Below are 26,345 nucleotides of genomic sequence, written 5' to 3' on the forward strand. Positions count from 1 at the left end.
ATGGCCGGCGGCGACAAGGTCGTGCTCGTCACCGGGGTCTCCCGCGACCTCGGCCGCCGGTGCGCCCGCGCGATCGCCGACGACCCGTCCGTGCGTCGGGTCATCGGCGTCGACGTGACGCCGCCCCGCGGCGACATCGGTGACGTCTCCTTCGTCCGCGCCGACATCCGCAACCCCGTCATCGCCAAGGTCATCGCCAAGGAGGACGTCGACACCGTCGTCCACATGAGCGTGATCGCCACCCCCGGCAGCGCGGGTGGTCGCGGCACGATGAAGGAGCACAACGTCATCGGGACGATGCAGCTCCTGGCCGCGTGCCAGAAGGCGCCGAGCGTGACCGACCTGGTGGTGAAGTCGACCACCACGGTCTACGGCGCCAGCAGCCGCGACCCGGCGATGTTCACCGAGGACATGAACCCCCGTGGCGCACCCCGCACGGGTTACGCCAAGGACGTCGCCGAGGTCGAGGGCTACGTGCGCGGCTTCGCGCGGCGCCGCAGCGACGTCCGGGTGACGATGCTGCGCTGCGCCAACGTGATCGGCCCCCACGTGGTGAGCCCGCTGACGTCGTACTTCCGACTGCCGGTCGTCCCGACCGTCCTGGGCTACGACGCCCGGCTGCAGTTCCTGCACGAGGACGACCTGCGCAGCGTCCTGCAGCACGCGGTCGCCACCGACGTACCCGGCACGTTCAACGTCGCCGGGTCCGGGGTGCTGATGCTCAGCCAGGCCGTACGCCGCCTCAAGCGCCCCGCGGTCCCGCTGCCCGGGTTCGCCGTCGGCAGCCTGGGCTCGGCCCTGCGCTCCGCGCGGGTCGCCGACTTCTCGCCCGAGCAGCGGTCGTTCCTCACCTACGGCCGCGGCGTCGACACGACCCAGATGCGCGAGGTGCTCGGCTTCGAGCCGCGCTACACCACCGCCGAGGCCTTCGCCGACTTCGCCGCCGGCCTGACGCCCACCGGCGGCCACGCCGACCGGGTCCTCGGCGGGCTGGCCGACCGGCTGCCCAGCACCCCTCCCGCCTCCACCCCGTCGCTCGTCGCGGCGCCCGGGGCGCCGTCCGGACCCGGTGGTCCCCGTGGGTGACGCCGAGATCATCCCGATCGGCACCCGCGGCAAGCCCGGTCGCGGCACCGGCAAGGCGCCGTCGTCGGCTGCCCGAGGCCTGGCTCCTGGCGCGCGACCCCCCGCCGCGGAGCGCGAGCAGCCCGAGCCCGCCACCGAGCCCGCCACCGAGCCCGCGCCGCCGACCGACGACGTCGCGTCGGCGTCGGTCGTGACGACGTCCTCGACCAGCGTCACCGAGCGCCACCCGCTCCGCGGCATCCCCACCGCGGCCTGGCTCTCGGCGTTCCAGGAGGCCGCGCTCGAGGTCTTCGGCGACCAGTGGGAGCCCCGGCTCGCCCAGTTCCTCGCGTTCCTGCGCCGCCGGGTGACCGGTGACTACGTCGTCGACGAGTACGGCTTCGACGCCGAGATCACCGAGCGGTTCTTCATGGCCGTGCTGCGCCCGATCGCCCAGCAGTGGTTCCGCATCGAGGTCCGCGGCATCGACAACATCCCCACCGTGGGCGGCGCACTGGTGGTGTCCAACCACTCCGGCACCGTGCCCGTCGACGGCCTGATGACGATGGTCTCGGTCCACGACCACACCGGGCGCCACCTGCGCGCCCTGGGCGCCGACCTGGTCTTCAAGATGCCGGTCGTGAGCAACCTGGCCCGCAAGAGCGGCGCCACCCTCGCCTGCAACGAGGACGCCGAGCGGATGCTGCGCGGCGGCGAGCTGGTCGGCGTCTGGCCCGAGGGGTTCAAGGGCATCGGCAAGCCCTACTCCCAGCGCTACAAGCTCCAGCGCTTCGGCCGCGGCGGCTTCGTCTCGGCGGCGCTGCGCACCGGGGTCCCGATCGTGCCGCTGGCGGTGGTCGGCGCCGAGGAGATCTATCCCCTCGTCGGCAACATCCCGGCCCTGGCCCGGCTGCTCGGCGTCCCCTACATCCCGATCACGCCGCTCTTCCCCCTGCTCGGCCCGCTCGGCCTGGTACCGCTGCCGTCGAAGTGGCTGCTCGAGTTCGGTGAGCCCATCCGCACCGACGACTACGAGCCGGGCGCCGCCGACGACCCGATGCTCGTCTTCGACGTCACCGACCAGGTCCGCGAGACCATCCAGCAGACCCTCTACGCCCTCCTGATGCAGCGCCAGTCCGTCTTCAAGTAGCGATGGTGCGCTGACCGTCGCAACGATGCGACGGGTCAGCGCGAAAACGACGGTGACCCGTCGCAACGATGCGACGGGTCAGCGCGAAAACGACGGTGACCCGTCGCAACGATGCGACGGGTCAGCGCGAAAACGATGGTGACCCGTCGCACATGTACGACGGGTCAGCGCGACGTCAGTTCTTGGGCTTGGGGGGCTGGCCGGGGAGGAGGTCGTCGACGGTCTCGCCGATGCCGGTGAGCAGGTCGCCGAGGGGGTCGCCGAGGTCGGTGACGACGCCGCCGAGCGGGTCCTTGGGTGCCGGGGGAGTGCTGGGGCGCGGGTCGCGCGGCGGCTTCGGCTGCTCCGGCTCGGCCGCCGGGGGCTGTACCGGCGGCAGGTCGGCCGGGGCCGGGTCGGAGCCCGCGGTCGGCGGGCGGGTCTGCGGGGTGTCGGCGGGGGGCCGCGTCTCCTGCTGCTTCGGGGCGGGGGCTGCGCTCGGGCGCGGGGCGGCGTCGATGGCGTTCTCGAGCAACGGGCCGAGGCCGGCGGCGCTGGCGATGTCGGGCAGCAGCGAGGCGGGGTCGCAGGTGAGGCAGACCTCGCGCACCCGCTGGTTGATCGTGTCGAGCACCCGGGTGGCCTCGATCACCGAGGCGCGGGCGCCGGGCGGCACGAGCTCCTCGAGCAGGTCGAGGGCGTCGAGGCTCTGCGCGGTGAACGACCGCAGCTCCTCGATGGAGGAGACGCGCCCGGTCTCGGCGTAGTCGCCGAGCAGCACGTCGGAGGCCTCGACCGCCTGGTCGGTGAAGTCCTCGAGCGTCTCGGCGATGACCTCGGGGTCCTGCTCGCCCGCGCGGCTGAGCTGGTCGACCTCGTCGAGGCGCCCCTCCGCGTTGCCGAGCATCGCGGCGCCCTTGTCGTCGGCGTCGCGGGCCACGGACTCCTGGGCGTTCTCGAGCGCGCGCTTGAGCGGGTAGAGCGTGTCGCCCGGCAGGGCCGACTGCGCGGCGTAGGACATCGACGTCGAGGCAGTGACGAGCGCGAAGCCACCGATCGCGACGGCCAGCCGTCGCTCGCGGGGCGTACGACGCGGCGCGGGCCGGGTCCTGCCGGCCGGCTCGGCGGTCTCGGGGACCAGTGCGGTCTCGGCCGCCACCATCAGCTGGCTGCGCAGGTCGGTGACGAACTCCGGGCGAGCCTGCGGGGGCGGCGTCTCGCGCAGGCCGGCGACGACGCCGAGGAGGGGAAGGAGGTCGGAGTGCGGGCCGGAGGGGTCCGTGTCGCGGAGCCCGGTCGAGGAGTCCTCGACCATCGCGCTGAACTGCTCGGCGCGCCGTCGCGTCGGGAACACGGGGCTCATCGCGTCCGTCCTGGGATGTCGCGGGTGCCGTCAGGGCCTGTCACAGGCCTCAACGAGGTCCCTGCGCCCGGGGTTACGGCTGGCCGACAGGCAAAAGCGTGGAGGATCATCGGTCCCGGATCCCCTCGGGCATCAGCTTGGCGAGGTTGCGGACCCCGCGCAGCTGCAGCTGCTTGACCGCCCCGTCGGAGCGGCCGAGGACGGCGGCGGTCTCGGCGATGCTCATCCCCTGCAGGAACCGCATCACCAGGCAGTCGCGCTGCTCGTCGGGCAGCTCGGTCAGGGCCTGGAGGAGCAGCTCGTGGGTGATCCCGGCCAGCACCAGCGACTCGGGGCCCTCGGTGGCGTCGTCGTGCGCCCCCATGTCCTCGGTCGTCATCTCCAGGCGGGTCCGGCCGGCCTTGAAGTGGTCGGTGGCGAGGTTGCGGGCGATGGTCATCAGCCAGGCGCCGAAGTCCTTGCCCTGCCAGCGGAAGCCGGTCATGTTGCGCAGCGCCCGGAAGAACGTCTCGGAGGTGAGGTCCTCGGCCAGCGGCGCGGAGCGGGTCCGGTAGAAGAGGAAGCGGTAGACCGAGGGCTGGTAGTGGTCGTAGAGCTGCCCGAACGCCTCGGCGTCGCCGCCGCGCGCCAGCTCGACCAGGGCGATCAGCCGGGTGCGGTCGGCCTCCGACTCCTCCGACGACGTGGCGAGCCCGGCGTCGCCGTAGCCGCTCCCCGACCCGGTGCCGCCGAGGTCACCGACGCCGCCGGCACCTCCGGCGCCGCTGTCGGCGGTCGAGTCGAGGCTGCCGTCGTAGGCGGCCTCGGTGCGGAGGATGCCGTCGGCCAGGGCCGGCGTCAGGCCGGCCGTGGGTGCCTCGAGCAGGCGCGCGACGGCCCGGCGCAGGGCTTCGAGCCCGCGCGCGACGTCCGGCCTCGGCTGAGGCATGTTGTGCGCCCTCCCGCAAGGGGCTCTCCCCAGAACCCTTTCCGGCAGGGTAGATCAGGTCCCGGGCGGACGTATAGCGATCGCGGGGGTGACTGGCCCGTCCGGAGTGACGTGGGTCACGCGTCGTGGTCACCCGCGGTGGCGACGTACGGCGATGCCGGCGGCCACGGTGCCGGTCACGGCACCGGCGACGCCGCCCACCAGCAGCCCGGCGCGCGCTGCCTTGCGACCGGTCCGGTAGTCGCGGACCCGCCAGCCCTGGGCGCGGGCGTGGGCGCGCAGCCGTGCGTCGGGGTTGATCGCGACGGGGTCGCCCACCAGGCCGAGCATCGGCAGGTCGTTCGCGGAGTCGGAGTACGCCGAGCAGCGCGCCAGGTCGAGCCCCTCGCGGGCGGCCAGCGCCTTGACGGCCTCGGCCTTGGCCGGGCCGTGCAGCATGTCGCCGACGAGCCGGCCGGTGTAGACGCCGTCGACGTGCTCGGAGACGGTGCCCATCGCGCCGGTCAGCCCGAGCCGCCGGGCGATGGTCTGGGCGATCTCGATGGGGGCGGCGGTCACCAGCCAGACGCGCTGCCCCTGGTCGAGGTGGAGCTGGGCCAGCGCCCGGGTGCCGGGCCAGATCCGGTGGGCCATGCCCTCGTCGAAGATCTCCTCGACGAGGTCCTCGAGCTCGGCGACGGTGTGCCCGGCGATGAAGCCGAGGGCGGAGGCGCGGGTCTCGGCGATGTGGTCGGGGTCCTCGACGCCGACGACGCGGAAGTAGGCCTGCTTCCAGGCCGCGCCCAGGATGTCGCGGGTGGTGAAGAAGTCGCGCCGGTGCAGTCCCCGCGCGAGGTGGAAGATGCTCGCGCCCTGCATCACGGTGTTGTCGACGTCGAAGAACGCCGCCGAGGTCGGGTCGACCGGGTGGTCGAGCGCCACCTCCACCTCGGCTGCCGCGGCCGCCGCCTCCCCGGCCATCGTCGAGCGCTGCCGCAGGTTGGGCGGCCGACGCTGCTTGTCCGAGGGAGGCACGGGCTCACTGTATTGATCCGGGCGCCGCGATGCGGGCGCGACGGGGGCGCGGCGCGGGCGCGCCGTGGCCGGTCCGGACGAGCGCGGGCTGGCCGTTCGGTCCATCCCCGGCGCCGCGGCGGGCTCGTAGACTCCGCGCATGCTCGCCGCCAGTTCACCTACCGACGTCGACGCGGGCCCGGCCGCGCTCCTCGCGAGCGCCGCGGCCGAGCACCCCGACAAGCTCGCCGTGGTCGAGTCCGGCGGCCGCAGCCTGACCTGGTCCGAGCTCGACGACGAGGTCGGGCGGGTGGCCACCGGCCTGGCCGCGGCCGGGGTCGTGGCCGGCTACCGCATCGTCGTGATCACCGGCAACCGCCTCGAGTTCGTCAGCACCTACCTCGGGGTGCTGCGCGCCCACGCCGTCGCCGTCCCCCTCAACCCCGGCTCGAGCGCCCGCGAGGTCGCCCGCGTCGTCGCCGACTGCGGGGCCCGCATGGTCGTCGCCGACGGCGACACGGTGACCACCGTCCGCGAGGCGGCCCGGTTGGTCGACGACGCGCTCGCGGGCGCCCCCTCGAGCCTGACCGACGACGTCCCCGCGGAGGTCCTGGCGCGGTTGGTCAAGCCCCGGGTGGTGGTGGTCGGTTCGACGCTGCAGCCCGGCGAGCGGTCCTACGACCACCTGCGCGCCGACACCGCTCGCCCCGTGCCGCCCCTCCACGACCCCGAGCGCCTCGCCGCCCTCCTCTACACCAGCGGTACGTCGGGCCTGCCGCGCGGCGCGATGCTCAGCCACCGCGCCCTGGCCGCCAACATCGCCCAGGTCGCGGCCGTCGAGCCGCCGATGATCCACGGCGACGACGTCGTCCTCGGGGTGCTGCCCCTGTTCCACGTCTACGGCCTCAACGCGGTGCTCGGCACGGTGCTCGCCAGCCGGGCCAAGCTGGTGCTGGCCGACCGCTTCGACCCCCAGGGCACCCTCGACCTCATCGACGACGAGGCGTGCAGCGTGGTGCCGGTCGCCCCCGCCGTCTTCGCCCACTGGCGCGACGTCGACCTGGCCGGGCGCCTCGGGCCGGTGCGCCTCGTGCTCTCGGGCTCGGCGCCGGTGTCGGCCGAGGTGGTCCGCGAGTTCGTCGAGCGCACGGGGATCCCGGTCCACCAGGGCTACGGGCTCACGGAGGCGGCGCCCGTGGTGACCACCACGCTCCGCTCGGAGACGGCCCCCGCGGGCTCGGTCGGCGCACCCCTCGACGGGATCGAGCTGCGGCTCGTCGACGAGGGCGGCGCGGTGGTCCCCGAGTGGTCCGACGACCCCGGCCAGATCCAGCTCCGGGGCGCCAACCTGTTCAGCGGCTACTGGCCCGACGGCGCCGACGGGCCCGACGCCGACGGCTGGTGGTCGACCGGCGACGTGGGCTTCGTCGACGCCGACGGCGACGTGTTCCTCGTCGACCGGGTCAAGGAGCTCGTCATCGTCTCGGGCTTCAACGTCTACCCGGTCGAGGTCGAGCGCGTCGTCGCGGAGGTCGCCGAGGTGGTCGAGGTCGCGGTCTTCGGGGTCGACGACGAGACCACCGGCGAGGCCGTCGTGGCCTACGTCGTCGCCCCCGGCGCCGACCCGGCCGCGGTCGAGGACGCCGTACGCGCGGCGTGCGAGCGCGGCCTGGCGCGGTTCAAGGTGCCGAGCCGGATCGAGGTCGTCGACGAGCTGCCCTACAGCGTCACCGGCAAGGTGCAGAAGGGCCGGCTGCGCGGACGCGAACGACGCCGCGCGCTCGGCCTGCTCGAGTGAGCCACCGATGAGGCTCCGATGAGGCTCCGTCGCCGGCCCGCCGGCCCGCGCGTCGTCCTCTACTCCCGCCCGGGCTGCCACCTGTGCGAGGAGGCCGAGGCCGTCGTCGCCCGGGTCTGCGCCGACCTGGGGGAGCACTACGACGTGGTCATGGTCGACGACGACCCCGCGCTGCAGCGGCGGTTCACCGACGAGGTGCCGGTGACCTTCGTCGACGGCCGGCAGCACGACTTCCACCGCGTCGACGAGGCGCGCCTGCGGGCCGCGTTGACCTGACGCCGGAGCCGAACCGACCCGTCCGCGCGACCATCGATCTCGTGTGCTAGGCCACGCCCGCTCGATTTGTTCCCGCGTTCACAAACCTCCTACTGTGAACGCGCCGGTCCACCCTCCCCGGGTCCGGCTAGGAAGCAGAGCAGTGACCGCACGCACCACCAGCGAGAGCGCCCGGGACATCCCGGAGGCGACGGTCGCCCGCCTGCCCGTCTACCTGCGGGCGCTCAACACGCTCGCCGACGACGGCACCCGCACGTGCTCCAGCGAGGAGCTGGCGCTCGCCGCGGGCGTCAACTCCGCCAAGCTCCGCAAGGACCTCTCCTACCTCGGCAGCTACGGCACCCGCGGGGTCGGCTACGACGTCGACTACCTGCGCTACCAGATCGCCCGCGAGATCGGCGTGACCCAGGACTGGCCCGTCGTCATCGTCGGCATCGGCAACCTCGGCCACGCGCTGGCCAACTACTCCGGGTTCCGCAGCCGCGGGTTCCGGGTGGTCGCGCTGCTGGACGCCGACACGACCCGCCACGGCGAGGTCGTCGCCGGCGTCGACGTCCGCCCCTTCGGCGACCTCGAGGAGATCGTCGAGACCCACGGCGTCGCCATCGGTGTGATCGCCACCCCGGCCGCGGCGGCCCAGGACGTCGCCGACCGGATGGTCGGCTGCGGCATCACCAGCATCCTCAACTTCGCACCGTCGGTGATCGCGGTGCCCGACGGGGTCGACGTCCGCAAGGTCGACCTGTCGATCGAGCTCCAGATCCTGGCCTACCACGAGCAGCGGAAGGCCCAGAACCTATGAGGTGGCAACGATGAGCGTCCTGGTGGTCGGGATCTCCCACAACAGCGCCCCCGTGTCGGTCCTCGAGCGGGTCGCGCTCGACGCCGAGGGCGTCCAGAAGCTGCTCGGCGACGCGTCGTCGTGCCCCCACGTCACCGAGGTCACGGTCGTCTCGACCTGCAACCGGGTCGAGGTCTACGCCGACGTCGACCGCTTCCACGGCAGCGTCGAGTCGCTGTCCAGGCTCCTGGTCGAGCGGGCCGGCGGCACGGCCGAGGCGATGCTGCCCCACCTCTACGTGCACTACGACGACGGCGCGGTCGCCCACCTGTTCCAGGTGGCCTCGGGCCTGGACTCGATGGCGGTCGGCGAGGGCCAGATCCTCGGTCAGACCCGCGCGGCGCTGCGCGTGGGGCAGGAGGCCGGCACCGTCGGCCCCGCCCTGAACTCCCTGTTCCAGCAGGCCCTGCGGGTCGGCAAGCGCGCCCGTGCCGAGACCGGCATCGACCGGGTCGCCCCGACCCTGGTCAGCGCCGGCCTCCAGCGCTCCGAGGGCGCCGCCGACGGCGACCTCGTCGGCTCCTACGTCGTCGTCGTCGGGGCCGGCTCGATGGCGGCCCTGGCCACGGCCACCGCCAGCAGGCTCGGTGCCGCCCACATCAGCGTCGTCAACCGCACCCCCGACCGGGCCGTGCGCCTCGCCGCCGAGTACGCCGCCCACCCCGTCGCCCTCGCCGACCTCGCCGACGAGCTGACCCGGGCCGACCTGGTCATCACCTGCACCGGCGCGACCGGCGTGCTGGTGACCCGCGACATGGTCGCCACCGCCCGCGCGGGCGTCGAGACCCCCCTCTCCGTCGTCGACGTCGCCCTGCCGCACGACGTCGAGCCGAGCGTGGGCGACCTGCCCGGCGTCACGCTGGTCGGTCTGGCCGAGCTCTCCGAGGCGCTCTCCGACAGCGACGCCGGCCGCGAGGTGCTCGAGGTCCGCCGCATCGTCGGCGAGGAGGTCAACGCCTTCCTCGCCGCTCGCCGCCAGGCCAGCGTCACGCCCACCGTGGTCGCGCTGCGCTCCATGGCCACCGCCGTCGTCGACGCCGAGATGGCGCGGCTCGAGTCCCGGCTGCCGCGGCTCGACGAAGCCTCGCGTGCCGAGATCCGCCACACCGTGCGCCGGGTCGCCGACAAGCTGCTCCACGAGCCGACGGTGCGCGTCAAGGAGCTCGTCAACGAGCAGGGCGCCGTGTCCTACGAGCGCGCCCTGGCCGAGCTGTTCGCGCTCGACCCCGACGCGGTCGACGCCGTCACCCGCCCCGAGGTGGGCCCGTGACCTCCGCCCCACCCCTGTCCGCGACCGTCCGCATCGGCACCCGCCGCAGCCTGCTGGCCACCACCCAGGCCGGCCACGTCGCCGACCTGGTGCGCACCCACCTGGGGCGCGAGACCGAGCTGGTCGAGATCACCACCGACGGCGACCGCAGCCAGTCCGCGGGCACCCCGCTGGCCACGCTGCCGGCGTCGGCCACCGGGGTCTTCGTCAGCGCGCTGCGCGAGGCGCTGCTCGACGGCCGGGTCGACGTCGCCGTGCACTCGCTCAAGGACCTGCCCACCCAGCCGGCCGCCGGCATCGCGCTGGCAGCCGTGCCCACCCGCGAGGACCCCCGCGACGCCATCGTCGCCCGTGACGGGCTGACGCTCGGCGAGCTGCCGGTCGGCTCGCGGGTCGGCACCGGGTCACCGCGCCGGGTCGCCCAGCTGCACGCCCTCGGCCTCGGTCTCGACGTCGTCAACGTGCGCGGCAACATCGACAGCCGCATCGCCAAGGTCCACGGCGGCGAGCTCGACGGCGTCGTCCTCGCGCGTGCCGGCCTGTCCCGGATCGAGCGGCTCGGCGACGTCACCGAGACCCTCGACCCCCTGCAGATGCTCCCCGCCCCCGGCCAGGGTGCGCTCGCGATCGAGTGCCGCGCCGACGACGACCTGGTCTCCGCCCTCGCGCTCCTCGACGACCCGCTCTCGCGGGCGGCCGTGGAGGCCGAGCGGGCCGTGCTGTCGACCCTCGAGGGCGGCTGCTCGGCACCCATCGGCGCCCTGGCCGAGGTCGTCGAGGGTGACGACGGGGACGAGCTCTGGGTGAGGGCCATCGCGCTCTCGCTCGACGGGACGCTCTCGGTGCGGATGTCCGCATCGGGCGACCCGACCGACGCCACCGGCGTCGGCACCCGGCTGGCGAGCGAGATGCTCGCCGACGGGGCAGGACAGCTGGATCCACCGGCTGCGACCACCGCTCCACCTAACGACGGGCAGCGCGACGGCACCGCCGCCACGCACGGTCCATTCGACACAGAGTCAGTAGAGGTGCCACACGCATGACGCGAGCAAAGACCCCCACCGCCGCCGATCGGATCGCCCGCGCCTGGGTGTCGTTCGTCGGCAGCGGTCCGGGTGACCCCGACCTGCTGACGGTCCGAGCCGTCGACCTGCTGCGCCAGGCCGACGTCGTGATCACCGAGTCCCCCGAGCACGCGCCCCTGGTCCGGACGCTCCTCGGGCTGCCCGACCCGGCCGACACCGACCTCACCGACGCCGACCCCGAGGCCGAGCCGGTTCACCCCGAGCTCGTCGACGGCGGCTTCGGCGAGGACGGCCAGCCGCTGACCCACGCGACCCGCGCCAAGCTCGTGGTCAAGCAGGCCAAGCGCGGCCTGCGCGTCGTCCGCCTGCTGGCCGGCGACCCGTTCCTCTACGCCTCCGGCCCCGAGGAGGCGCAGGCCTGCGCCAAGTCGGGCATCGGCTTCGAGATCGTGCCCGGCGTCTCCTCGGTCGGCGCGGTCCCGGCGTACGCCGGCATCCCGCTGACCACCAAGGACCACCGCGAGGTCGCCGTCGTCACCTGTGGCGACAACGCCGCCTCGCGCGTCGACTGGAGCCAGTACGCCGACGGCCGCACCCTGGTGCTGCTCTCGGCGGTCGGCCAGATCGGTGAGATCGCCGCCGAGCTCGTCGCCGCGGGCCGCTCGGCCTCCACCCCCGTCGCGATGACCCGGGTCGGCACCACGACCGAGCAGGTGACGGTCACCTCGACCCTCGAGCACGTCGCCGCCGACGCCCGCGCGGCCCGGATGACGCCGCCGGCGATCACCGTGGTCGGCGAGGTCGTCGACCTGCGCGAGACGCTGTCGTGGTTCGAGACCAAGCCGCTGTTCGGCTGGCGGGTGCTGGTGCCGCGCACCAAGGACCAGGCGGCCTCGCTGTCGCTCGGCCTGCGCGGCCACGGCGCCGTGCCCGAGGAGGTGCCGACCATCTCGGTCGAGCCGCCGCGCAACCCGTTGCAGATGGACAAGGCCGTCCGCGCCCTGGTCGACGGCCGCTACGAGTGGATCGCGTTCACCTCGGTCAACGCCGTCAAGGCCGTGCGCGAGAAGTTCGAGGAGTACGGGCTCGACGCCCGCGCCTTCTCCGGGCTCAAGATCGCCGCGGTCGGCGAGAAGACCGCCGCAGCCATCGCCGCGTGGGGCCTGCGCGCCGACCTGATGCCCTCGGGCGAGCAGTCCGCCGCCGGGCTGCTGGCCGACTGGCCCGAGTACGACGAGGTGCTCGACCCGATCAACCGGGTCTTCCTGCCCCGCGCCGACATCGCCACCGAGACCCTCGTCGCCGGCCTGGTCGAGCTCGGCTGGGAGTGCGACGACGTCACCGCCTACCGCACCGTGCGTGCCACCCCGCCGCCGGCGCCGGTGCGCGACGCCATCAAGTCGGGCCGCTTCGACGCGGTCGTCTTCACCTCCTCCTCCACGGTGCGCAACCTGGTCGGCATCGCCGGCAAGCCGCACCCGTCGACGGTGATCGCGGTGATCGGCCCGGCGACCGCCAAGACCGCTGAGGAGCACGGCCTCCGGGTCGACGTCCTCGCCCCGGCGCCCGACGTCGACGAGCTCGTGGGAGCGCTGGCCGACTTCGGTGCCGCCCGCCGGGCCTCGCTGGTCGAGGCCGGCGAGCCGGTCACCAAGCCGTCCGACCGCAAGCCGCCCGCCCGGCGCTCCAGCCGCGCCAAGGCCTGATCACGTCGCCGGTCGAGGAGGGCCGCCAGGCCCGTCTCGAGACCACTGCGGTGGCTTCGAGACGGCCGTGGCCGGCCTCCTCAGCCAGCGTCGGGGGAGGATGACCGCATGACCGACCTGACGCCGCCCGTCGTCCGCCCACGTCGGTTGCGCACCACGGCGGCGCTGCGTCGCTCGGTCGCCGAGACCTCGCTCGAGGCCCGGCACCTCGTGCTGCCGGTCTTCGTCCGTGAGGGGCTGAGCGAGCCGCGGCCGATCGCCTCGATGCCCGGCGTCGTCCAGCACACGACCGACTCGGTGCGGGCCGCTGCGGCCGAGGCCGCCTCCCTCGGGCTGGCCGGGATCATGCTCTACGGCATCCCCGAGCACAAGGATGCCGTCGGGTCGGGCGGCGTCGATCCCGACGGGGTCCTCAACCGCGCCATCGCCGACGTGGTCGCCGAGGTCGGCGACGCGCTGCCGGTGATGGCCGACCTGTGCATCGACGAGTTCACCGACCACGGCCACTGCGGCGTGCTCACCGCCGACGGGCGCGTCGACAACGACGCCACCCTCGCGGTGTACGCCGAGATGGCCCGGGCGCAGGCCGCCGCCGGTGTCGACCTCGTCGGCCCCAGCGGCATGATGGACGGCCAGGTCGCCGTGGTGCGGGCCGCCCTCGACGGCGCCGGCCACACCGACGTCGCGATCCTGGCCTACTCGGCCAAGTACGCCTCCGCCTTCTACGGCCCGTTCCGCGAGGCCGTCGCCTCCTCCCTCCAGGGCGACCGCCGCACCTACCAGCAGGACACCGCCAACGGCCGCGAGGGCGTGCGCGAGGCCCTCCTCGACGTCGCCGAGGGCGCCGACCTGGTGATGGTCAAGCCGGCCCTGGCCTACCTCGACGTGCTGCGCCGGGTGCGCGACGCGGTCGACGTGCCGGTGGCGGCGTACAACATCTCCGGGGAGTACGCGATGGTCGAGGCCGCGGCCGAGCGCGGCTGGATCGCCCGCGAGCCCGCGATCCTCGAGACGCTGCTCTCGATCCGGCGCGCCGGTGCCGACATGGTGCTCACCTACTGGGCCGCCGAGGCCGCGAGGCTGCTCGCGCGCTGATCCGGCCGGTCCGGGTCGGCGCGCTCGCCGCGCCTACTTCGTGGTGTACCGCACGATGCATTTGTCGAACGGGTCGTTCTTGACCAGCAGGTTGTCGACGTAGCCGTCGAGGGTGCACTGCACGATCGCCTGGGCGAGGGTGAGGATCTTGTCGACCGGCTCGATGCTGGTCTCGGGCAGCGGCGGGACGGTGATGGGCGGGGTGGGGAGCTGGGGGCCGTCGTCCTTGTCGGGCTCCGGCTGGGGCTCGGGCTGGGGGTCCGGCTCGGGCTCGGGCTCGGGCTGGCCGGTCTGGCCGGGGTCGACCTGCTCGCCCCCCTGGTCCTGGGTGCCGCCGCCACCGCTCGGGCCGCGGTCGGGCGTGCCGGCGCTCCCGCCGGAGGGCGTGTACGACGGGTCGGGCGAGAGGTAGCCGGCCGCGGTGGTGCCGTCGGGGACCTGCATGAAGTCGCCCTCGAGGTAGTTGTCCATGATGGACAGCACCAGGTCGACGTAGGACTGGGAGTGGTTGTAGCGGAAGACCGAGGCCCGCTGCCCGGGCAGCGTGGCGAGGTCGTCGTCGCCGGAGCAGAGGTAGACGGCGGTGGCCAGGGCCGCGTCGTCGATGTCCTGGGGGTTGCGCATGCCGTCGTTGTCGGCGTCGACCCCGACCACCGACCAGGTGGAGGGGATGAACTGCATCGGACCGACCGCGCGGTCGAACTTCTCGTCCTGGTCGTAGTCGCCGGCGTCGGTGTCGCGGATGACGGCGGTGCCGTTGCGGCCGTCGAGGGCGATGCCGATGATGCCGGGCTTGGAGACCCCGTCGGCGTTCAGCACGTTGCCGCCGTAGCGACCGTGGTCGGACTCGACGCGCCCGATGGCGGCGACCAGCTGCCAGGTCAGGTGGCAGGACTTGTCGGCGGCGTTGATCACGGTCTCGGCGCGCTGGTAGGCGGCGAGCGCGGCCGAGGGGATGCCGTTGGTGGAGGAGGATGCGACGATCTGCTCGACGTCGCCCTCGACGCCGCCCACCGATCCGGCCACGTCGTCGGAGCCGGAGACCGACGCCGGGGCCTCGATCGCCTCGGCGGGGACGCTGGACCCGTCGGGCAGGGCGCCGGGGTCAGCCGCGGCGGCGGAGGTCGGGGAGGTGGGGGTGGCGGCCGCGGTGAGGCTGGCCGTCCAGGCTGCCGACAGCAGGGCCAGCGGCACCAGGGCCGCGGTCCTCTGCATCCGACCGAATCGCGAGGCGGACAATGTCATCTCCTGAGGTGGCTGGCAACGCGCTTCCTACCCCACGTACGCGTCATAGGACCCAACGAATGCTGTCACACGGAGTTACGGTCGTCACAAGCACATGTGACCGCGACCACGTGTCACGGTAAGTATGGTGGGCTGGGCCACGTCAGCCAAGGCGGTCCCGACCCTGGGCGGTCGCCCTCAGGACCCTCGGTGACAATGGAGGGGTGACCCCGCCCTCCGCCGTACCCGCCTCGCAGGCGCTGTTCGACCGGGCCCGGGCCGTCATCCCCGGCGGCGTCTCGTCGCCGGTGCGCGCCTTCAACGCCGTCGGCGGCACCCCCCGGTTCATCCGCTCGGCGGCCGGTGCGTGGGTGACCGACGCCGACGGCAACGAGCTGGTCGACCTGGTCTGCTCGTGGGGCCCGATGCTGGTCGGGCACGCCCACCCCGAGGTGCAGGCGGCCGTGCAGGCCGCCGTCGCCCGCGGCACCTCCTACGGCGCCCCGACCGAGGCCGAGCTCGCGCTCGGCGAGGAGATGGTGGCCCGGACGCCGATCGAGCGCGTCCGGTTCGTCTCCTCCGGCACCGAGGCCACGATGTCGGTGGTGCGGCTGGCCCGTGCGTTCACCGGCCGCGACGTGGTGGTCAAGTTCGCCGGCTGCTACCACGGCCACGTCGACGCGCTGCTGGCCTCGGCCGGCTCCGGCCTGGCGACCTTCGCGGTGCCCGGCACGCCGGGTGTCCCGGCGTCCTCGACCGCGCTCACGCTGGTGCTGCCCTACCACGACCGGGCGGCGGTGACGGCGGCGTTCGCCGAGCACGGCGACCGGATCGCCTGCCTGGTGACCGAGGCGGCCCCCGGCAACATGGGCGTGGTCCCGCCCGAGCCCGGCTTCAACGCGTTCCTGGCCGAGACCTGCCGCACGCACGGCGCGCTGTTCGTCAGCGACGAGGTGATGACGGGCTTCCGCGCCTCCCGCCAGGGGCAGTGGGGTCTCGATGGCGCGGTCGAGGGCTGGGTACCCGACCTGATGACCTTCGGCAAGGTGATGGGCGGCGGCTTCCCCGCGGCGGCGTTCGGCGGCCGCGCCGACGTGATGTCGATGCTGGCGCCCGACGGGCCCGTCTACCAGGCCGGCACCCTGTCGGGGAACCCGATCGCGACGACCGCCGGACTGGCGACGCTGCGGCTGGCCACCGACGAGGTCTACGCCCACCTCGACGCCGCAGGCGCGACCATCAAGGACGCCGCCGCCGCCGCGCTCGACGCCGCAGGGGTGGCCCACACGATCCAGTCGGCGGGCACGATGTTCTCGGTGTTCCTCTGCGACGGCCCCGTGCGCGACTTCGCCGACGCGTCCCGCACCGACCAGAAGGCGTACGCCGCCTTCTTCCACGCGATGCTCGACGCCGGCGTCTACCTGCCGCCGTCGGCGTTCGAGGCGTGGTTCCTCTCCTCCGCCCACGACGACCGTGCCGTCCAGGCCGTCGTCGACGCCCTTCCCGTCGCGGCCCGCGCCGCAGCCCGAGCCCAGGAGGGCGAGCATGGCCACCCCTGAGACCGTCGTCCACCTGGTGCGGCACGGCGAGGTGCACAACCCCGACGGCGTGCTGTACGGCCGCCGCCCGGGCTTCCACCTCTCCGACCTCGGCCGCCAGATGGCCGAGAAGGTCGCGGGGTCCTTCGAGGGCCACGACGTCGCGCGCGTCGTGTGCTCGCCCCTCGACCGCACCCGCGACACCGCGGTGCCGATCGCCCTGGCGCACGCGGTCGAGGTCGAGACCGATGCCCGGGTGATCGAGTCGGCCAACAAGTTCGAGGGCCACGCCTTCGGCCCCGACCGCCACGCGCTCAAGGACCCGCGCAACTGGCGCCACCTGTGGAACCCGTTGCGGCCCTCCTGGGGCGAGCCCTACGCCGACATCGTGGCGCGGATGAAGGCCGCCATCACCGAGGTCCGCGACAGCGTCGAGGGCCGCGAGGCCGTGATCGTCTCCCACCAGCTGCCGATCTGGGTCACCCGGATGCACGCCGAGAAGCGCCGCACCTACGTGCACGACCCCCGCAAGCGCCAGTGCACCCTCTGCTCGGTGACCTCGCTGCGCTTCGTCGGCGACCGGGTCGCCCAGGTCCGCTACAGCGAGCCGGCCGGCGACCTGATCCCGGTCGGCGACCGGTCGGCGACGTTCTCCGCAGGCGGTGCCCCCGAGGAGGAGAAGCCGACGTGATCCCTCGCCGTCGTCGCCGTCCCGCCGTCGTGGCGCTCCTGGTCGCCCTCGTGCTGACGGGCTGCTCCGGCGGCCTCGACGGCACCGACGACGCCAACTACCCCACCGGCGAGGGGTCGGTCGTCCAGGTCCCGGCCGACGACCGCGAGGACCCCGTCGAGCTCAGCGGCGAGTCGCTGCAGGGCGAGCCGGTCGACCTGGCCGACCTGCGCGGCGAGGTCGTCGTGCTCAACGTCTGGGGCTCGTGGTGCAACCCCTGCCGCGCGGAGGCCCCGGTGCTGCAGCAGGCCTCGGAGCAGGTCGACGCCGAGTTCGTGGGTCTCAGCTTCCGCGAGACGTCCTTCGAGAACGCCCGGTCGTTCGAGCGCGAGTTCGACATCACCTACCCGACCATCGCCGACGACGGCGACGGCACGCTGGCCCTGGGCAGCTACGTGCCGCGCTCGCCGCCCACGACGTACGTGCTCGACCGCCAGGGCCGGGTGGCCGCCCTGATCACCGCTCAGCTGAGCTCGGTCGGCACGCTGGAGGCCCTCGTCGAGGAGGTCGGGGCCGAGGATGGGTGAGTGGTTCCAGCAGCAGGCCGGGAGCGGCTCGCTGGCCCTGGCCCTGCCGGTGGCCGCGATCGCCGGGCTCGTCTCCTTCTTCAGCCCGTGCGTCATCCCGCTTCTTCCCGGTTACCTCTCCTACGCCACCGGCCTGTCCGGCGCCGACCTCGCCTCCGGTGAGGCGTCGCGGCGCCGCGGCCGGATGCTGGTCGGCTCGCTGCTGTTCGTGCTCGGCTTCGCGACGGTGTTCGTGCTCATCGGCACCACCGTCGGCGGCGTCGGCCTGACCCTGCGCCGCTACACCGACGAGATCACCTTCGTGATGGGGTTCGTGCTGATCGCGCTCGGGCTCGTCTTCGCCGGGGTCGTGCCGTGGCTGCAGCGCGAGTGGCGGATCCACGCCGTGCCCGCCGTCGGCCTCGGCGCCGCGCCGCTCATCGGCGCGCTCTTCGCGATCGGCTGGACGCCGTGCATCGGCCCGACCTACGGCGTGATCGTCGGGCTCACCTACACCGACGCCACCGCGGCCCGCGGTGCGGTGCTCTCCGGCGCCTACGCGCTCGGGCTCGGCGTCCCGTTCGTGGTGGCCGGGGTGTTCTACGCCCGCTCCCTCGGCGCGCTGCGCTGGGTACGTCGCCACCAGCAGGCCGTGATGCGCACCGGCGGGGCGATGCTGGTCGTCGTCGGGATCCTGCTCGTCACCGGGCTCTGGGACCACGCCATGCAGTGGGTGCAGCTGCGCCTCGTGGGCGGCTTCGAGGTGGCGGTCTAGTGGTCGACCTCGAGGACCGTCCCGCCACCCGGCGGCCCGGCGAGCTGGGCGCGCGCGAGCTCGGGCGCTGGGCCTGGCGCCAGCTCACCTCGATGCGGACCGCGCTGGTCCTGCTGCTGCTCCTGGCCCTGGCGGCCGTGCCGGGCTCGGTCATCCCGCAGCAGGGCGTCGACGCGCTCGCCGTCACGCGCTGGAAGGACGACCACCCGCAGCTCACGCCGGTCTACGAACGGCTCGGCCTGTTCTCGGTCTACGACTCGGTCTGGTTCTCCGCGATCTACCTGCTGCTGATGGTCTCCCTCGTCGGCTGCATCATCCCGCGCAGCTACCACTACGCCCGCGCGATCCGGGCCAAGCCGCCGGTGGCCCCCCGCAACCTGTCGCGGCTGCCCGACCACGCGTCCTACCGCACCGACCTCGACGCCGACGCCGTCCTCGAGCGCGCCCGTGTGGTGCTGGGTCGCCGCCGCTACCGGCTGCGGGTCGACCAGGCCGACGCCGTCAGCGCCGAGAAGGGCTACACGCGCGAGGTGGGCAACCTGATCTTCCACATCTCGGTGATCGTGGTGCTGGTCGGCTTCGCCGTCGGCGGGCTGTTCGGCTACCAGGGCGGCGTCATCGTGCTCGTCGACGGCCCGGCGTTCTCCAACACCGCGGCGTCCTACGACGACCTCGACCCCGGCAGCCAGTTCGGCCCCGAGGACTTCGAGCCGTTCTCCTTCAGCGTCGACGACTTCGACATCAGCTGGCTGACCAAGGGGTCCGCGGCCGGCACGGCCCGGGAGTTCAACGCCCGGCTGCGCTACCGCGAGAGCCCCGGCGCCGAGGAGCAGACCTACGACCTGCGGGTCAACCACCCGCTGACCATCGGCAGCACCGACGTGTTCCTCGTCGGTCACGGCTACGCGCCGGTCATCACCGTGCGCGACGGCGAGGGCGAGGTCGCCTACCGCGGGCCGACCGTCTTCCTGCCCCAGGACCAGACGTTCCTGTCCTTCGGCGTCGTCAAGGCGGGGAGCGCGGAGCCCCAGCAGCTCGGCCTCGAGGGGGTGCTGTTCCCGACGTTCGCGCAGAACCGGGCCGGCGACCCGACGTCGTTGTTCCCCGCGCTCGGCAACCCGCTGATCTCGATGAACGTGTGGACCGGGGACCTCGGACTCGACGACGGCGGGCCGCAGTCGGTCTACGCGCTCGAGACGGCGAACGCGACCCCGCTCCAGGCCGACGGCAAGCAGGTGCGACTCGACCTGCGCGTCGGCGAGACCGAGCAGCTGCCCGACGGGCTCGGGTCGGTGACCTTCGACGACGTCCAGCCGTGGGTCCGGATCCAGATCAGCCAGACCCCCGGCAAGGAGGTCGCGCTCGGTGGGGTCGTGCTGGCGCTGATCGGCCTGCTCGGGTCGCTGTTCATCCGCCCGCGCCGGGTCTGGGTGCGCGCCCGTCGTCACGAGGGTGACGACGAGGGTGGGGGCCAGGGTGCGACCATGGTGGAGGTGGCGCTGCTCGACCGCTCCGGCGGCGCCGACCTGAGCGACGTGCTCGCCGAGATCGTCGCCGACCTGCAGGACACCGCGAAGGACCCGAGGGAGAACGACCGATGACCAACGCCGGGTGGGAGACGCTCAGCAACCAGGCGATCGGTGCGGCCGGCATCGTGTACTTCCTGGCGCTGGTGGTGCACCTGGCCGAGTGGGCGAGCCTGCGCCAGGTCGCGGTCGCCGAGTCGGCGGGTGACGATGACCGCGACGTCGGGCACGGCTCGCTCGCGGTACGCACCGGCGACGGCGGGGACGACGGCGAGGCGCGTGCGCGGCGTACGGAGTTCCTGGGCCGGCTCGGCATCATGCTCACGCTGATCGCGGTGGGCGCGCACCTCGTGGCGCTGGTCGGCCGGGGCATGGCCGCCAGCCCCAACCGGGTGCCCTGGGGCAACATGTACGAGTTCACCGTCTCGGGCACCTTCGTGGTGACCGTGATCTACCTGGTGCTGCTGCGGCGCTTCTCGCTGCAGTGGATGGCGCCGCTGGTGGTCGGGTTCGTCACCGCCACCTTGATGGTCGCCGTGATCTGGCTGCACGACGAGGTCGCCCCGCTCACCGAGGCGCTCAACTCCTACTGGCTCGTCATCCACGTCGTCTCGGCCGTGCTCGCCACCGGTGCGTTCACGATGGGCGGCATCCTCTCGATCGTCTACCTGGTCAAGCTGCGCCGCGGCGGCGACGCCGCCGCCGCACCCGGCTCCCGGATCCCGCCGCTGGCGGTCCTCGACCGCACCGCCTACCGCATCCACGCCTTCGCGTTCCCGGTGTGGACGTTCGCGGTGCTGATCACCGGCCCCATCTGGGCCCACGAGGCCTGGTCGCGCTACTGGAACTGGGACCCCAAGGAGGTCTGGGCCTTCATCACGTGGGTGGTCTACGCCGCCTACCTCCACGCCCGCGCCACCGCCGGCTGGAAGGGTCGCAACGCCGCCATCCTGGCCTGCGTCGGCCTGGCCACGCTGTGGTTCAACTTCATCGGCATCAACTACTTCTCCACCAGCTCCCAGCACTCCTACGCCGGCGACGCCCCGGCCGCGTCGTCGTACGAGCTGCGGGAGTAGCCCGCCGTTGCCGCGCGATCGCGCGGGAATGGCAGTTTTGCTGGCCTAGGATCTGTCGTTGCCGTTCGATCGCGCGGGAATGGCAGTTTCGCCGGTCCGGGATCTGTCGTTGCCGTTCGATCGCGCGGGAATGGCAGATTTGTCGGCCCGGGATCTGTCGTTGCCGTTCGATCGCGCGGGAACGACAAGCCCGTCGCCCGTCGCCCGTCGTACGACGCCAGCCGTCAGGAGTCGGGGTCCTCGGGGTTGAGGCGCTTGCGGTCGAGGTCGCGCAGGAAGTCCTCGTCGTCGTCGGGGGCGACGATGCGGGGCGGCGGAGACGGGCGCTGGGGGCGGCGGGGGCGGGCCGGGCGGCCGGACATCCCGCCGCGCTGCTGCATCACGCGGACGAGGACGTAGACCATCACCGCGAAGAGGGCCAGCAGGAACAGGAACCGCAGCACCGTCCCAGCGTAGAGCCCGGGTGGGTGCGGTGGCCGCGCAAACGGAGATACCGCCCACGGCATACCCTGGACCGGTGAAGGACTTCGTCGTCTACACCGCGCTGCGGCTGGGGTTGTTCCTGCTCACGTGGGCCGCCGTGACGGGTGCCTGGCTCCTCGTCACCGACGAGGCCAAGCTGGGCCTGACGTTCCTGATCGCTCTGGTGGTCAGCGGCGTCGGTTCCTACTGGGTGCTGGCCGGTCCGCGCGAGAAGCTGGCCCGCAAGGTGGAGGCGCGCGCCGAGCGGGCGACGGCGGCCTTCGACGAGCGTCGCGCCCGCGAGGACGTCGACGACCAGTGACCCCCGGCTAGCGGTCGCGACGCCGGTCGAGGTGCCGCTGCACCCGGCTCTGGGGCTGGCCGAGGACCTTGGCCATGATCGGCACCCGGAGCCGGTAGGCGGCCACGACGGCGGCGATGATGGCGAGCAGCAGGAGGAGCTTCACGCTGCCGAGCGTACGCCGCTCAGCCCAGGGTGAGCCCGGCGGCGACGAGCACCGCCCAGGCCAGCTCGGCCAGGCCGGTCGTCTGGAGCACCGGGACGAGGCCCGGCCCGGTGGCGCCACCGAGCACCACCGCGACCCCGCGGCCGGCGAGCACCAGGAAGCCGAGCCCGGCCAGCACCCACCACGTGGTCAGCACGGCGACCACGACCACGGCGACGGCCGCGACGGCGACCAGCGCGGCGTACAGGAACCGCGTCCGCCGGTCGCCGAGCCGGACCGCGAGCGTGGTCTTGCCGACCTCGCGGTCGGTCGGGATGTCGCGCAGGTTGTTGACCACGAGGATGGCGCAGGCGAGCGCGCCGATCCCGACGCCGGCGACGAGCGCCGCGGCCGACCACTCCTCGGTCTGCACGTACGTCGTGCCGACGACCGCGACGAGGCCGAAGAACACGAACACCATCACCTCGCCGAGCCCGAGGTAGCCGTAGGGCTTGGAGCCACCGGTGTAGTACCAGGCGGCGGCCACGCTGACGAGGCCGACGGCGACCAGCCACCACGCCGTCGTCGCGGCCAGCACCAGCCCGGCGACCGCGGCCACGCCGAACGCCACGAACGCCGCCCGCTTGACCGCCGCGGGCGGGGCCAGCCCGGCCGCGGTGAGCCGCACGGGCCCGACCCGGACGTCGTCGGTGCCGCGGATGCCGTCGGAGTAGTCGTTGGCGTAGTTGACCGCGACCTGGAGCGCGAGGCTGACCACGAGCGCGAGCAGCGCCTTCCACCAGGCCTCGGCGTCGTCGTACGCCGCGACGCCGCTGCCGGCGAGCACCGGGGCGACCGCCGCCGGGAGCGTGCGCGGACGTGCACCCTGGACCCACTCACCTGCCGTCGCCACGCCCAGGATCTAAGCAGCCCGCGGGGCGGGGCGCGCGGTCAGGTGGCGCCCGGCCGGGAGCCCGCGGCGCCGCCGGGCGACGGACCGTTAGCGTGATCGCGTGGACTACGCGGCGTGGCTCGAGGCGCCCGGGGAGCCCGACCCGCTGGTGGTCGAGACCTCCGGATCGACCGGCCGACCCAAGCGGGTCGTGCTGTCACGTCGCGCCGTGCTGGCCTCGGTGGCGGCCACCGAGCGCCGCCTCGGCGGCACGGGGCGGTGGGTGCTCAGGCTGCCGGCGTCGTACGTCGCGGGCATCCAGGTCGTCTGCCGCTCGCTGGTCGCCGGGCACGAGCCGTGGACCGGCGACGGCTGGCCCGACGGCGACGGGTGGTTCACCAGCCTGGTCCCGACCCAGCTGCGCCGGATGCTCGACGAGGACGGCGCCGACGCCGCGGCGCTGCGCCGCGCGCACACGGTGCTGCTCGGCGGCGGTCCGGTCGACCCGGTCCTGCGCACCCGGGCCGCCGCGGCCGGCGTCCGGGTGGTGGCGACGTACGGCGCGGCCGAGACGGCGGGCGGGTGCGTCTACGACGGCGTGCCCCTCGACGGCGTGGCGGTGACCGTCGCGGCCGACGGGCGCATCCGGATCGGCGGGCCGACGCTGTTCGACGGCTACGCCGGCGACCCCGCGCTGACGGCGGAGGTGCTGGTGGACGGGTGGTTCCGCACCGCCGACGCCGGACGCCTCGACGACGACGGCCGGCTGCAGGTGCTCGGCCGTGTCGACGACGTGGTCGTCAGCGGCGGCGTCAACGTGCCCGGGCCGGCGGTGGCCGCCCGGCTGCGCGCCCACCCCGGGATCCGGGAGGCCGAGGTGGTCGGCGTCCCCGACGACGAGTGGGGCAACCGGCTCGTCGCGTTCGTGGTCGGTGCGGTGGCCGAGGCCGAGGCGCGCGACTGGGTCGCCGCGGAGCACCCCCGCTCGTGGGCACCCCGGCAGGTGGTCGTGCTCGACGCGATCCCGCTGCTGGGCAACGGCAAGCCCGACCGGCTGCGGCTGCGGGAGCTGGCCGGATGAGGGTCCTCTCGATCCCGATGCGCACCCGGTTCCGCGGCATCACCACGCGTGAGGTGGCGCTGGTCGAGGGCGCCGCCGGCTGGGGCGAGTGGAGCCCGTTCTTGGAGTACGACGCCGCGGAGGCCGCGCCGTGGCTGGCCTGCGCCCGCGAGGCGGCCGCCGGCGACTGGCCGGCGGCGGTGCGTGACGTCGTCCCGGTGAACGTGACGGTGCCGGCGGTCGGTCCCGCCGAGGCCCACCGGATCGTGACGGCCGGCGGCTGCCGGACCGCCAAGGTGAAGGTCGCCGAGCCGGGTCAGGTGCTCGCCGACGACGAGGCCCGGATCGAGGCGGTGCGCGACGCGCTTGGCCCCGGCGGCCTGGTGCGCATCGACGCCAACGGCGGGTGGTCGGTCGACGCGGCGGTCACCGCGATCGGCCGGCTCGACCGGGCCGCGGGCGGGCTGGAGTACGCCGAGCAGCCGGTGGCCTCGGTCGAGGACCTGGCGCTGGTGCGGCGCCGGGTCGACGTACGGATCGCGGCCGACGAGTCGATCCGCCGCGCCGCCGACCCCTACCGCGTGCGCGACCTCGAGGCCGCCGACATCGCCGTGCTCAAGGTGCAACCGCTCGGCGGGGTGCGGGCGTGCCTGCGGGTCGCCGAGGACATCGGCCTGCCGGTCGTCGTCTCCTCCGCCCTGGAGACCTCGGTCGGGATCGCCGCCGGTCTCGCGCTCGCCGCCGCGCTGCCCGACCTGCCCCACGCCTGCGGCCTGGCCACCGTGCAGCTGCTCACCGACGACGTCGCGGTCGCCCCGCTGCTGCCGGTCGACGGCGTCCTCCCGGTGGGCGCGCCGGTGGTCGACGAGGCCGCGCTCGAGCGGCTCGCCGCCACCCCCGAGCGGGTCGCGCACTGGGAGTCGCGGCTGCGCGAGGTGGCGCCGTGACCGCCACCGAGCTCGCCCGGGACGTGCTGCGCCAGCTCGTCGAGGCCGGCGTGACCGAGGTCGTCGTGGCTCCCGGCAGCCGCAACGCCCCGCTGTCGTTCGCGGCGTACGACGCGCACCGGGCGGGGCTGGTGCGGCTGCACACCCGCATCGACGAGCGGTCGGCCGGGTTCCTGGCCGTCGGACTGGCCCGCAGCCACCGGCGTACGGCGGTGGTGTGCACGTCCGGCACCGCCGTCGCCAACCTGCACCCGGCCGCGCTCGAGGCCGCGCACTGCGCGCTGCCGGTCGCGTTCGTCACCGCCGACCGGCCAGCCCGGCTGCGCGGCACCGACGCCAACCAGACCACCGACCAGGTCGGGATCTTCGGGCGGCTGCTGCCGACCGTCGACCTCGCCGCACCGCGGCCGTTGGGGCTCGGGGACGACCTGTCCGGGCCCGTCCACCTCAACGTCCAGCTCGACGATCCCCTCCTCCCCGACGCCCCCTGGACCGGGATGGTCGTGGACGTTCCGCACCGCGTGCCGAAGGTCCACGACTATCCCGGTGGGGCGGCGACGGTGCTGCCGATGGGGCCGCGCACGGTGGTGGTCGCCGGCGACGACGCCGGCCCCGCCGCGCGCCGGGTCGCCGAGACCGGGGGCTGGCCGTTGCTGGCCGAGCCGTCGTCGGGCGCCCGCACCGGTGACCACGCCCTGCGCTGCTACCGGCTGCTGCTCGGCACCGACCTCGGCGCCGCCGTCGAGCGGGTCGTCGTCCTCGGCCGGCCGACCCTCTCGCGCCCGGTGAGCCGGCTGCTCGCGCGCGCCGACGTCGAGGTGGTCTCGGTGCCGGCCGCCGGGGCGTGGGCGCAGCGCTCCTACCCGGTCGCCCGCACCGCGGCCGCCGTGGTCCCGGCCGGCCGCGACGACGACGGGTGGCTCGCCGCCTGGCGCGAGGCCGACCGCTCGGTCTCGCGGCAGCTCGACGCGCTGCTCGCGGCCGAGCCCGACCTGACGCCGTACGAGGTGGCGGGGGCGGTGGCGCGCGCCGTCGCGCCGGGGGTGCAGCTGGTCGTGGGCGCGTCCAACCCGGTCCGCGACCTCGACCTGATGGCCCGGCCGACGCCGGTGGGGGAGCGGCGCAAGGTCGTCGCCAACCGCGGCCTGGCCGGCATCGACGGCACCGTCTCGACGGCCGTCGGTGCGGCGCTCGGCCGTCACGAGGGGCCGACGCTCGCGCTGATGGGCGACGTGACGTTCCTGCACGACAGCAACGGCCTGGTGCTCGGGCCGCACGAGCCGCGCCCGGACCTCACGATCGTGGTCGTCAACGACGACGGCGGCTCGATCTTCTCCGTCCTCGAGCAGGGCGACCCGGTGCACGCCGACCGGTTCGAGCTGCTCTTCGGCACCCCGCACGGCGTCGACCTCGCGGCCCTGTGCGCCGCCACCCGCACCCCCCACCTCCGGGTCGACTCGCTGCCCCAGCTCGAGCAGGCCATCGCCGCCCCCAACGGCGGCCTCGAGGTGGTCGAGGCGCGGGTACGCCGTGACGGCCGCCGCGACCTCGACGCCCGCATCCGCGCACTCCGTCCCTGACGCGCTACGCGGGGATACTTCGATACCTGGTCAACCTCCAAGACGCGTCTTACGTTGATGAGGTATCGAACTATCCCCGCGCGGCCGTCCCAGG

Annotated in this window: 26 protein-coding genes; 19 read left to right on the forward strand and 7 right to left on the reverse strand. The window is 74.1% G+C overall.

From position 1 onward, the window contains the following. The gene (locus tag AC4MBH_RS08790) at positions 1 to 1,086 is read left to right on the forward strand and encodes an NAD-dependent epimerase/dehydratase family protein (protein WP_491794458.1); all 1,086 of its coding nucleotides are present in this window, start codon (positions 1 to 3) and stop codon (positions 1,084 to 1,086) included. Continuing rightward, positions 1,079 to 2,215: a lysophospholipid acyltransferase family protein gene (locus AC4MBH_RS08795; RefSeq protein WP_491794460.1), complete on the forward strand. Its 1,137-nt coding sequence runs from the start codon at positions 1,079 to 1,081 to the stop codon at positions 2,213 to 2,215. The genes AC4MBH_RS08790 and AC4MBH_RS08795 overlap by 8 nt, the downstream gene beginning before the upstream one ends. Before the next feature lie 175 nt (positions 2,216 to 2,390). Here the strand turns inward: AC4MBH_RS08795 and AC4MBH_RS08800 are convergent, their stop codons facing one another. The 3 genes from AC4MBH_RS08800 to AC4MBH_RS08810 form a co-directional block, all read right to left on the reverse strand. Next, positions 2,391 to 3,557, reverse strand: a complete 1,167-nt coding sequence (locus tag AC4MBH_RS08800; protein ID WP_491794461.1) for a DUF5667 domain-containing protein — start codon at positions 3,555 to 3,557, stop codon at positions 2,391 to 2,393. 106 nt (positions 3,558 to 3,663) lie between these two features. Then, complete coding sequence (locus AC4MBH_RS08805) at positions 3,664 to 4,485, reverse strand: sigma-70 family RNA polymerase sigma factor (protein ID WP_491794463.1); 822 nt, start codon at positions 4,483 to 4,485, stop codon at positions 3,664 to 3,666. 129 nt (positions 4,486 to 4,614) lie between these two features. After that, positions 4,615 to 5,499, reverse strand: a complete 885-nt coding sequence (locus AC4MBH_RS08810) for an HAD family hydrolase (RefSeq protein ID WP_491794464.1) — start codon at positions 5,497 to 5,499, stop codon at positions 4,615 to 4,617. A 139-nt stretch (positions 5,500 to 5,638) separates the two neighbouring features. Between AC4MBH_RS08810 and AC4MBH_RS08815 the strand changes: the two genes are divergently transcribed. The 7 genes from AC4MBH_RS08815 to hemB all read left to right on the forward strand — a co-directional run bounded on the left by AC4MBH_RS08815 (position 5,639) and on the right by hemB (position 13,489). Further along, the gene (locus tag AC4MBH_RS08815; RefSeq protein ID WP_491794465.1) at positions 5,639 to 7,276 is read left to right on the forward strand and encodes a class I adenylate-forming enzyme family protein; all 1,638 of its coding nucleotides are present in this window, start codon (positions 5,639 to 5,641) and stop codon (positions 7,274 to 7,276) included. Positions 7,277 to 7,294: 18 nt separating this feature from the next. Then, positions 7,295 to 7,552, forward strand: coding sequence for a glutaredoxin family protein (locus AC4MBH_RS08820; RefSeq protein ID WP_491794466.1), 258 nt, complete (start codon positions 7,295 to 7,297; stop codon positions 7,550 to 7,552). Between the two features lie 142 nt (positions 7,553 to 7,694). Then, positions 7,695 to 8,354 carry a redox-sensing transcriptional repressor Rex gene (locus AC4MBH_RS08825; protein ID WP_491794467.1) on the forward strand — a complete coding sequence of 220 codons (660 nt, stop codon included), beginning with the start codon at positions 7,695 to 7,697 and terminating at the stop codon, positions 8,352 to 8,354. A gap of 10 nt (positions 8,355 to 8,364) precedes the next feature. Beyond that, positions 8,365 to 9,663 (forward strand): glutamyl-tRNA reductase, encoded by a 1,299-nt coding sequence (locus tag AC4MBH_RS08830; RefSeq protein WP_491794468.1) that lies wholly within the window; start codon positions 8,365 to 8,367, stop codon positions 9,661 to 9,663. Then, complete coding sequence (hemC, locus tag AC4MBH_RS08835) at positions 9,660 to 10,706, forward strand: hydroxymethylbilane synthase (protein WP_491794469.1); 1,047 nt, start codon at positions 9,660 to 9,662, stop codon at positions 10,704 to 10,706. Before AC4MBH_RS08830 ends, hemC begins: the two co-directional genes overlap by 4 nt. Next, the gene (locus AC4MBH_RS08840) at positions 10,703 to 12,394 is read left to right on the forward strand and encodes a bifunctional uroporphyrinogen-III C-methyltransferase/uroporphyrinogen-III synthase (protein ID WP_491794470.1); all 1,692 of its coding nucleotides are present in this window, start codon (positions 10,703 to 10,705) and stop codon (positions 12,392 to 12,394) included. Before hemC ends, AC4MBH_RS08840 begins: the two co-directional genes overlap by 4 nt. Positions 12,395 to 12,502: 108 nt before the next feature. Then, positions 12,503 to 13,489 (forward strand): porphobilinogen synthase, encoded by a 987-nt coding sequence (gene hemB, locus AC4MBH_RS08845; protein ID WP_491794471.1) that lies wholly within the window; start codon positions 12,503 to 12,505, stop codon positions 13,487 to 13,489. A 33-nt stretch (positions 13,490 to 13,522) separates the two neighbouring features. Here hemB and AC4MBH_RS08850 read toward each other — a convergent pair whose 3' ends face one another. Continuing rightward, positions 13,523 to 14,704 (reverse strand): lytic transglycosylase domain-containing protein, encoded by a 1,182-nt coding sequence (locus tag AC4MBH_RS08850; RefSeq protein WP_491794472.1) that lies wholly within the window; start codon positions 14,702 to 14,704, stop codon positions 13,523 to 13,525. Between the two features lie 233 nt (positions 14,705 to 14,937). On the opposite strand from AC4MBH_RS08850, the gene hemL reads away from it, so the two are divergent. The 6 genes from hemL to ccsB are packed head-to-tail and all read left to right on the forward strand — an operon-like array spanning position 14,938 to position 20,864. Further along, a complete protein-coding gene (gene hemL, locus AC4MBH_RS08855; protein WP_491794473.1) occupies positions 14,938 to 16,272 on the forward strand; it encodes a glutamate-1-semialdehyde 2,1-aminomutase in 1,335 nt (444 codons plus the stop codon). Next, entirely contained in the window at positions 16,259 to 16,942 is a 684-nt protein-coding gene (locus AC4MBH_RS08860) for a histidine phosphatase family protein (protein ID WP_491794474.1), read from the forward strand. Before hemL ends, AC4MBH_RS08860 begins: the two co-directional genes overlap by 14 nt. Then, positions 16,939 to 17,508, forward strand: a complete 570-nt coding sequence (locus AC4MBH_RS08865; RefSeq protein ID WP_491794475.1) for a TlpA family protein disulfide reductase — start codon at positions 16,939 to 16,941, stop codon at positions 17,506 to 17,508. Before AC4MBH_RS08860 ends, AC4MBH_RS08865 begins: the two co-directional genes overlap by 4 nt. Further along, positions 17,501 to 18,262, forward strand: a complete 762-nt coding sequence (locus AC4MBH_RS08870; protein WP_491794476.1) for a cytochrome c biogenesis CcdA family protein — start codon at positions 17,501 to 17,503, stop codon at positions 18,260 to 18,262. Before AC4MBH_RS08865 ends, AC4MBH_RS08870 begins: the two co-directional genes overlap by 8 nt. Beyond that, positions 18,262 to 19,863 carry a cytochrome c biogenesis protein ResB gene (resB, locus tag AC4MBH_RS08875; protein WP_491794477.1) on the forward strand — a complete coding sequence of 534 codons (1,602 nt, stop codon included), beginning with the start codon at positions 18,262 to 18,264 and terminating at the stop codon, positions 19,861 to 19,863. Before AC4MBH_RS08870 ends, resB begins: the two co-directional genes overlap by 1 nt. After that, the gene (gene ccsB / locus AC4MBH_RS08880; RefSeq protein ID WP_491794479.1) at positions 19,860 to 20,864 is read left to right on the forward strand and encodes a c-type cytochrome biogenesis protein CcsB; all 1,005 of its coding nucleotides are present in this window, start codon (positions 19,860 to 19,862) and stop codon (positions 20,862 to 20,864) included. Before resB ends, ccsB begins: the two co-directional genes overlap by 4 nt. Before the next feature lie 224 nt (positions 20,865 to 21,088). Here ccsB and AC4MBH_RS08885 read toward each other — a convergent pair whose 3' ends face one another. After that, a complete protein-coding gene (locus tag AC4MBH_RS08885; RefSeq protein WP_491794481.1) occupies positions 21,089 to 21,307 on the reverse strand; it encodes a hypothetical protein in 219 nt (72 codons plus the stop codon). 74 nt (positions 21,308 to 21,381) lie between these two features. On the opposite strand from AC4MBH_RS08885, the gene AC4MBH_RS08890 reads away from it, so the two are divergent. Beyond that, entirely contained in the window at positions 21,382 to 21,648 is a 267-nt protein-coding gene (locus tag AC4MBH_RS08890) for a DUF4229 domain-containing protein (protein ID WP_491794482.1), read from the forward strand. Positions 21,649 to 21,655: 7 nt separating this feature from the next. On the opposite strand, the gene AC4MBH_RS08895 is transcribed toward AC4MBH_RS08890, so the two are convergent. Together AC4MBH_RS08895 and AC4MBH_RS08900 are read right to left on the reverse strand one after the other, a co-directional pair. Further along, positions 21,656 to 21,793 (reverse strand): hypothetical protein, encoded by a 138-nt coding sequence (locus tag AC4MBH_RS08895; RefSeq protein ID WP_491794484.1) that lies wholly within the window; start codon positions 21,791 to 21,793, stop codon positions 21,656 to 21,658. Positions 21,794 to 21,812: 19 nt separating this feature from the next. Continuing rightward, a complete protein-coding gene (locus AC4MBH_RS08900) occupies positions 21,813 to 22,685 on the reverse strand; it encodes a 1,4-dihydroxy-2-naphthoate polyprenyltransferase (RefSeq protein ID WP_491794485.1) in 873 nt (290 codons plus the stop codon). Positions 22,686 to 22,785: 100 nt separating this feature from the next. Here AC4MBH_RS08900 and AC4MBH_RS08905 point away from each other — a divergent pair, with 100 nt between their 5' ends. Genes AC4MBH_RS08905 through menD form a run of 3 tightly spaced genes read left to right on the forward strand, consistent with a single transcriptional unit; the run spans position 22,786 to position 26,251 of the window. Then, entirely contained in the window at positions 22,786 to 23,745 is a 960-nt protein-coding gene (locus AC4MBH_RS08905) for an AMP-binding protein (protein ID WP_491794487.1), read from the forward strand. After that, complete coding sequence (locus AC4MBH_RS08910) at positions 23,742 to 24,671, forward strand: o-succinylbenzoate synthase (RefSeq protein WP_491794489.1); 930 nt, start codon at positions 23,742 to 23,744, stop codon at positions 24,669 to 24,671. The genes AC4MBH_RS08905 and AC4MBH_RS08910 overlap by 4 nt, the downstream gene beginning before the upstream one ends. Next, positions 24,668 to 26,251: a 2-succinyl-5-enolpyruvyl-6-hydroxy-3-cyclohexene-1-carboxylate synthase gene (gene menD / locus AC4MBH_RS08915; protein ID WP_491794490.1), complete on the forward strand. Its 1,584-nt coding sequence runs from the start codon at positions 24,668 to 24,670 to the stop codon at positions 26,249 to 26,251. Before AC4MBH_RS08910 ends, menD begins: the two co-directional genes overlap by 4 nt. Positions 26,252 to 26,345 lie beyond the last annotated feature (94 nt).

This window comes from Nocardioides sp. WJ219 (assembly GCF_058559815.1).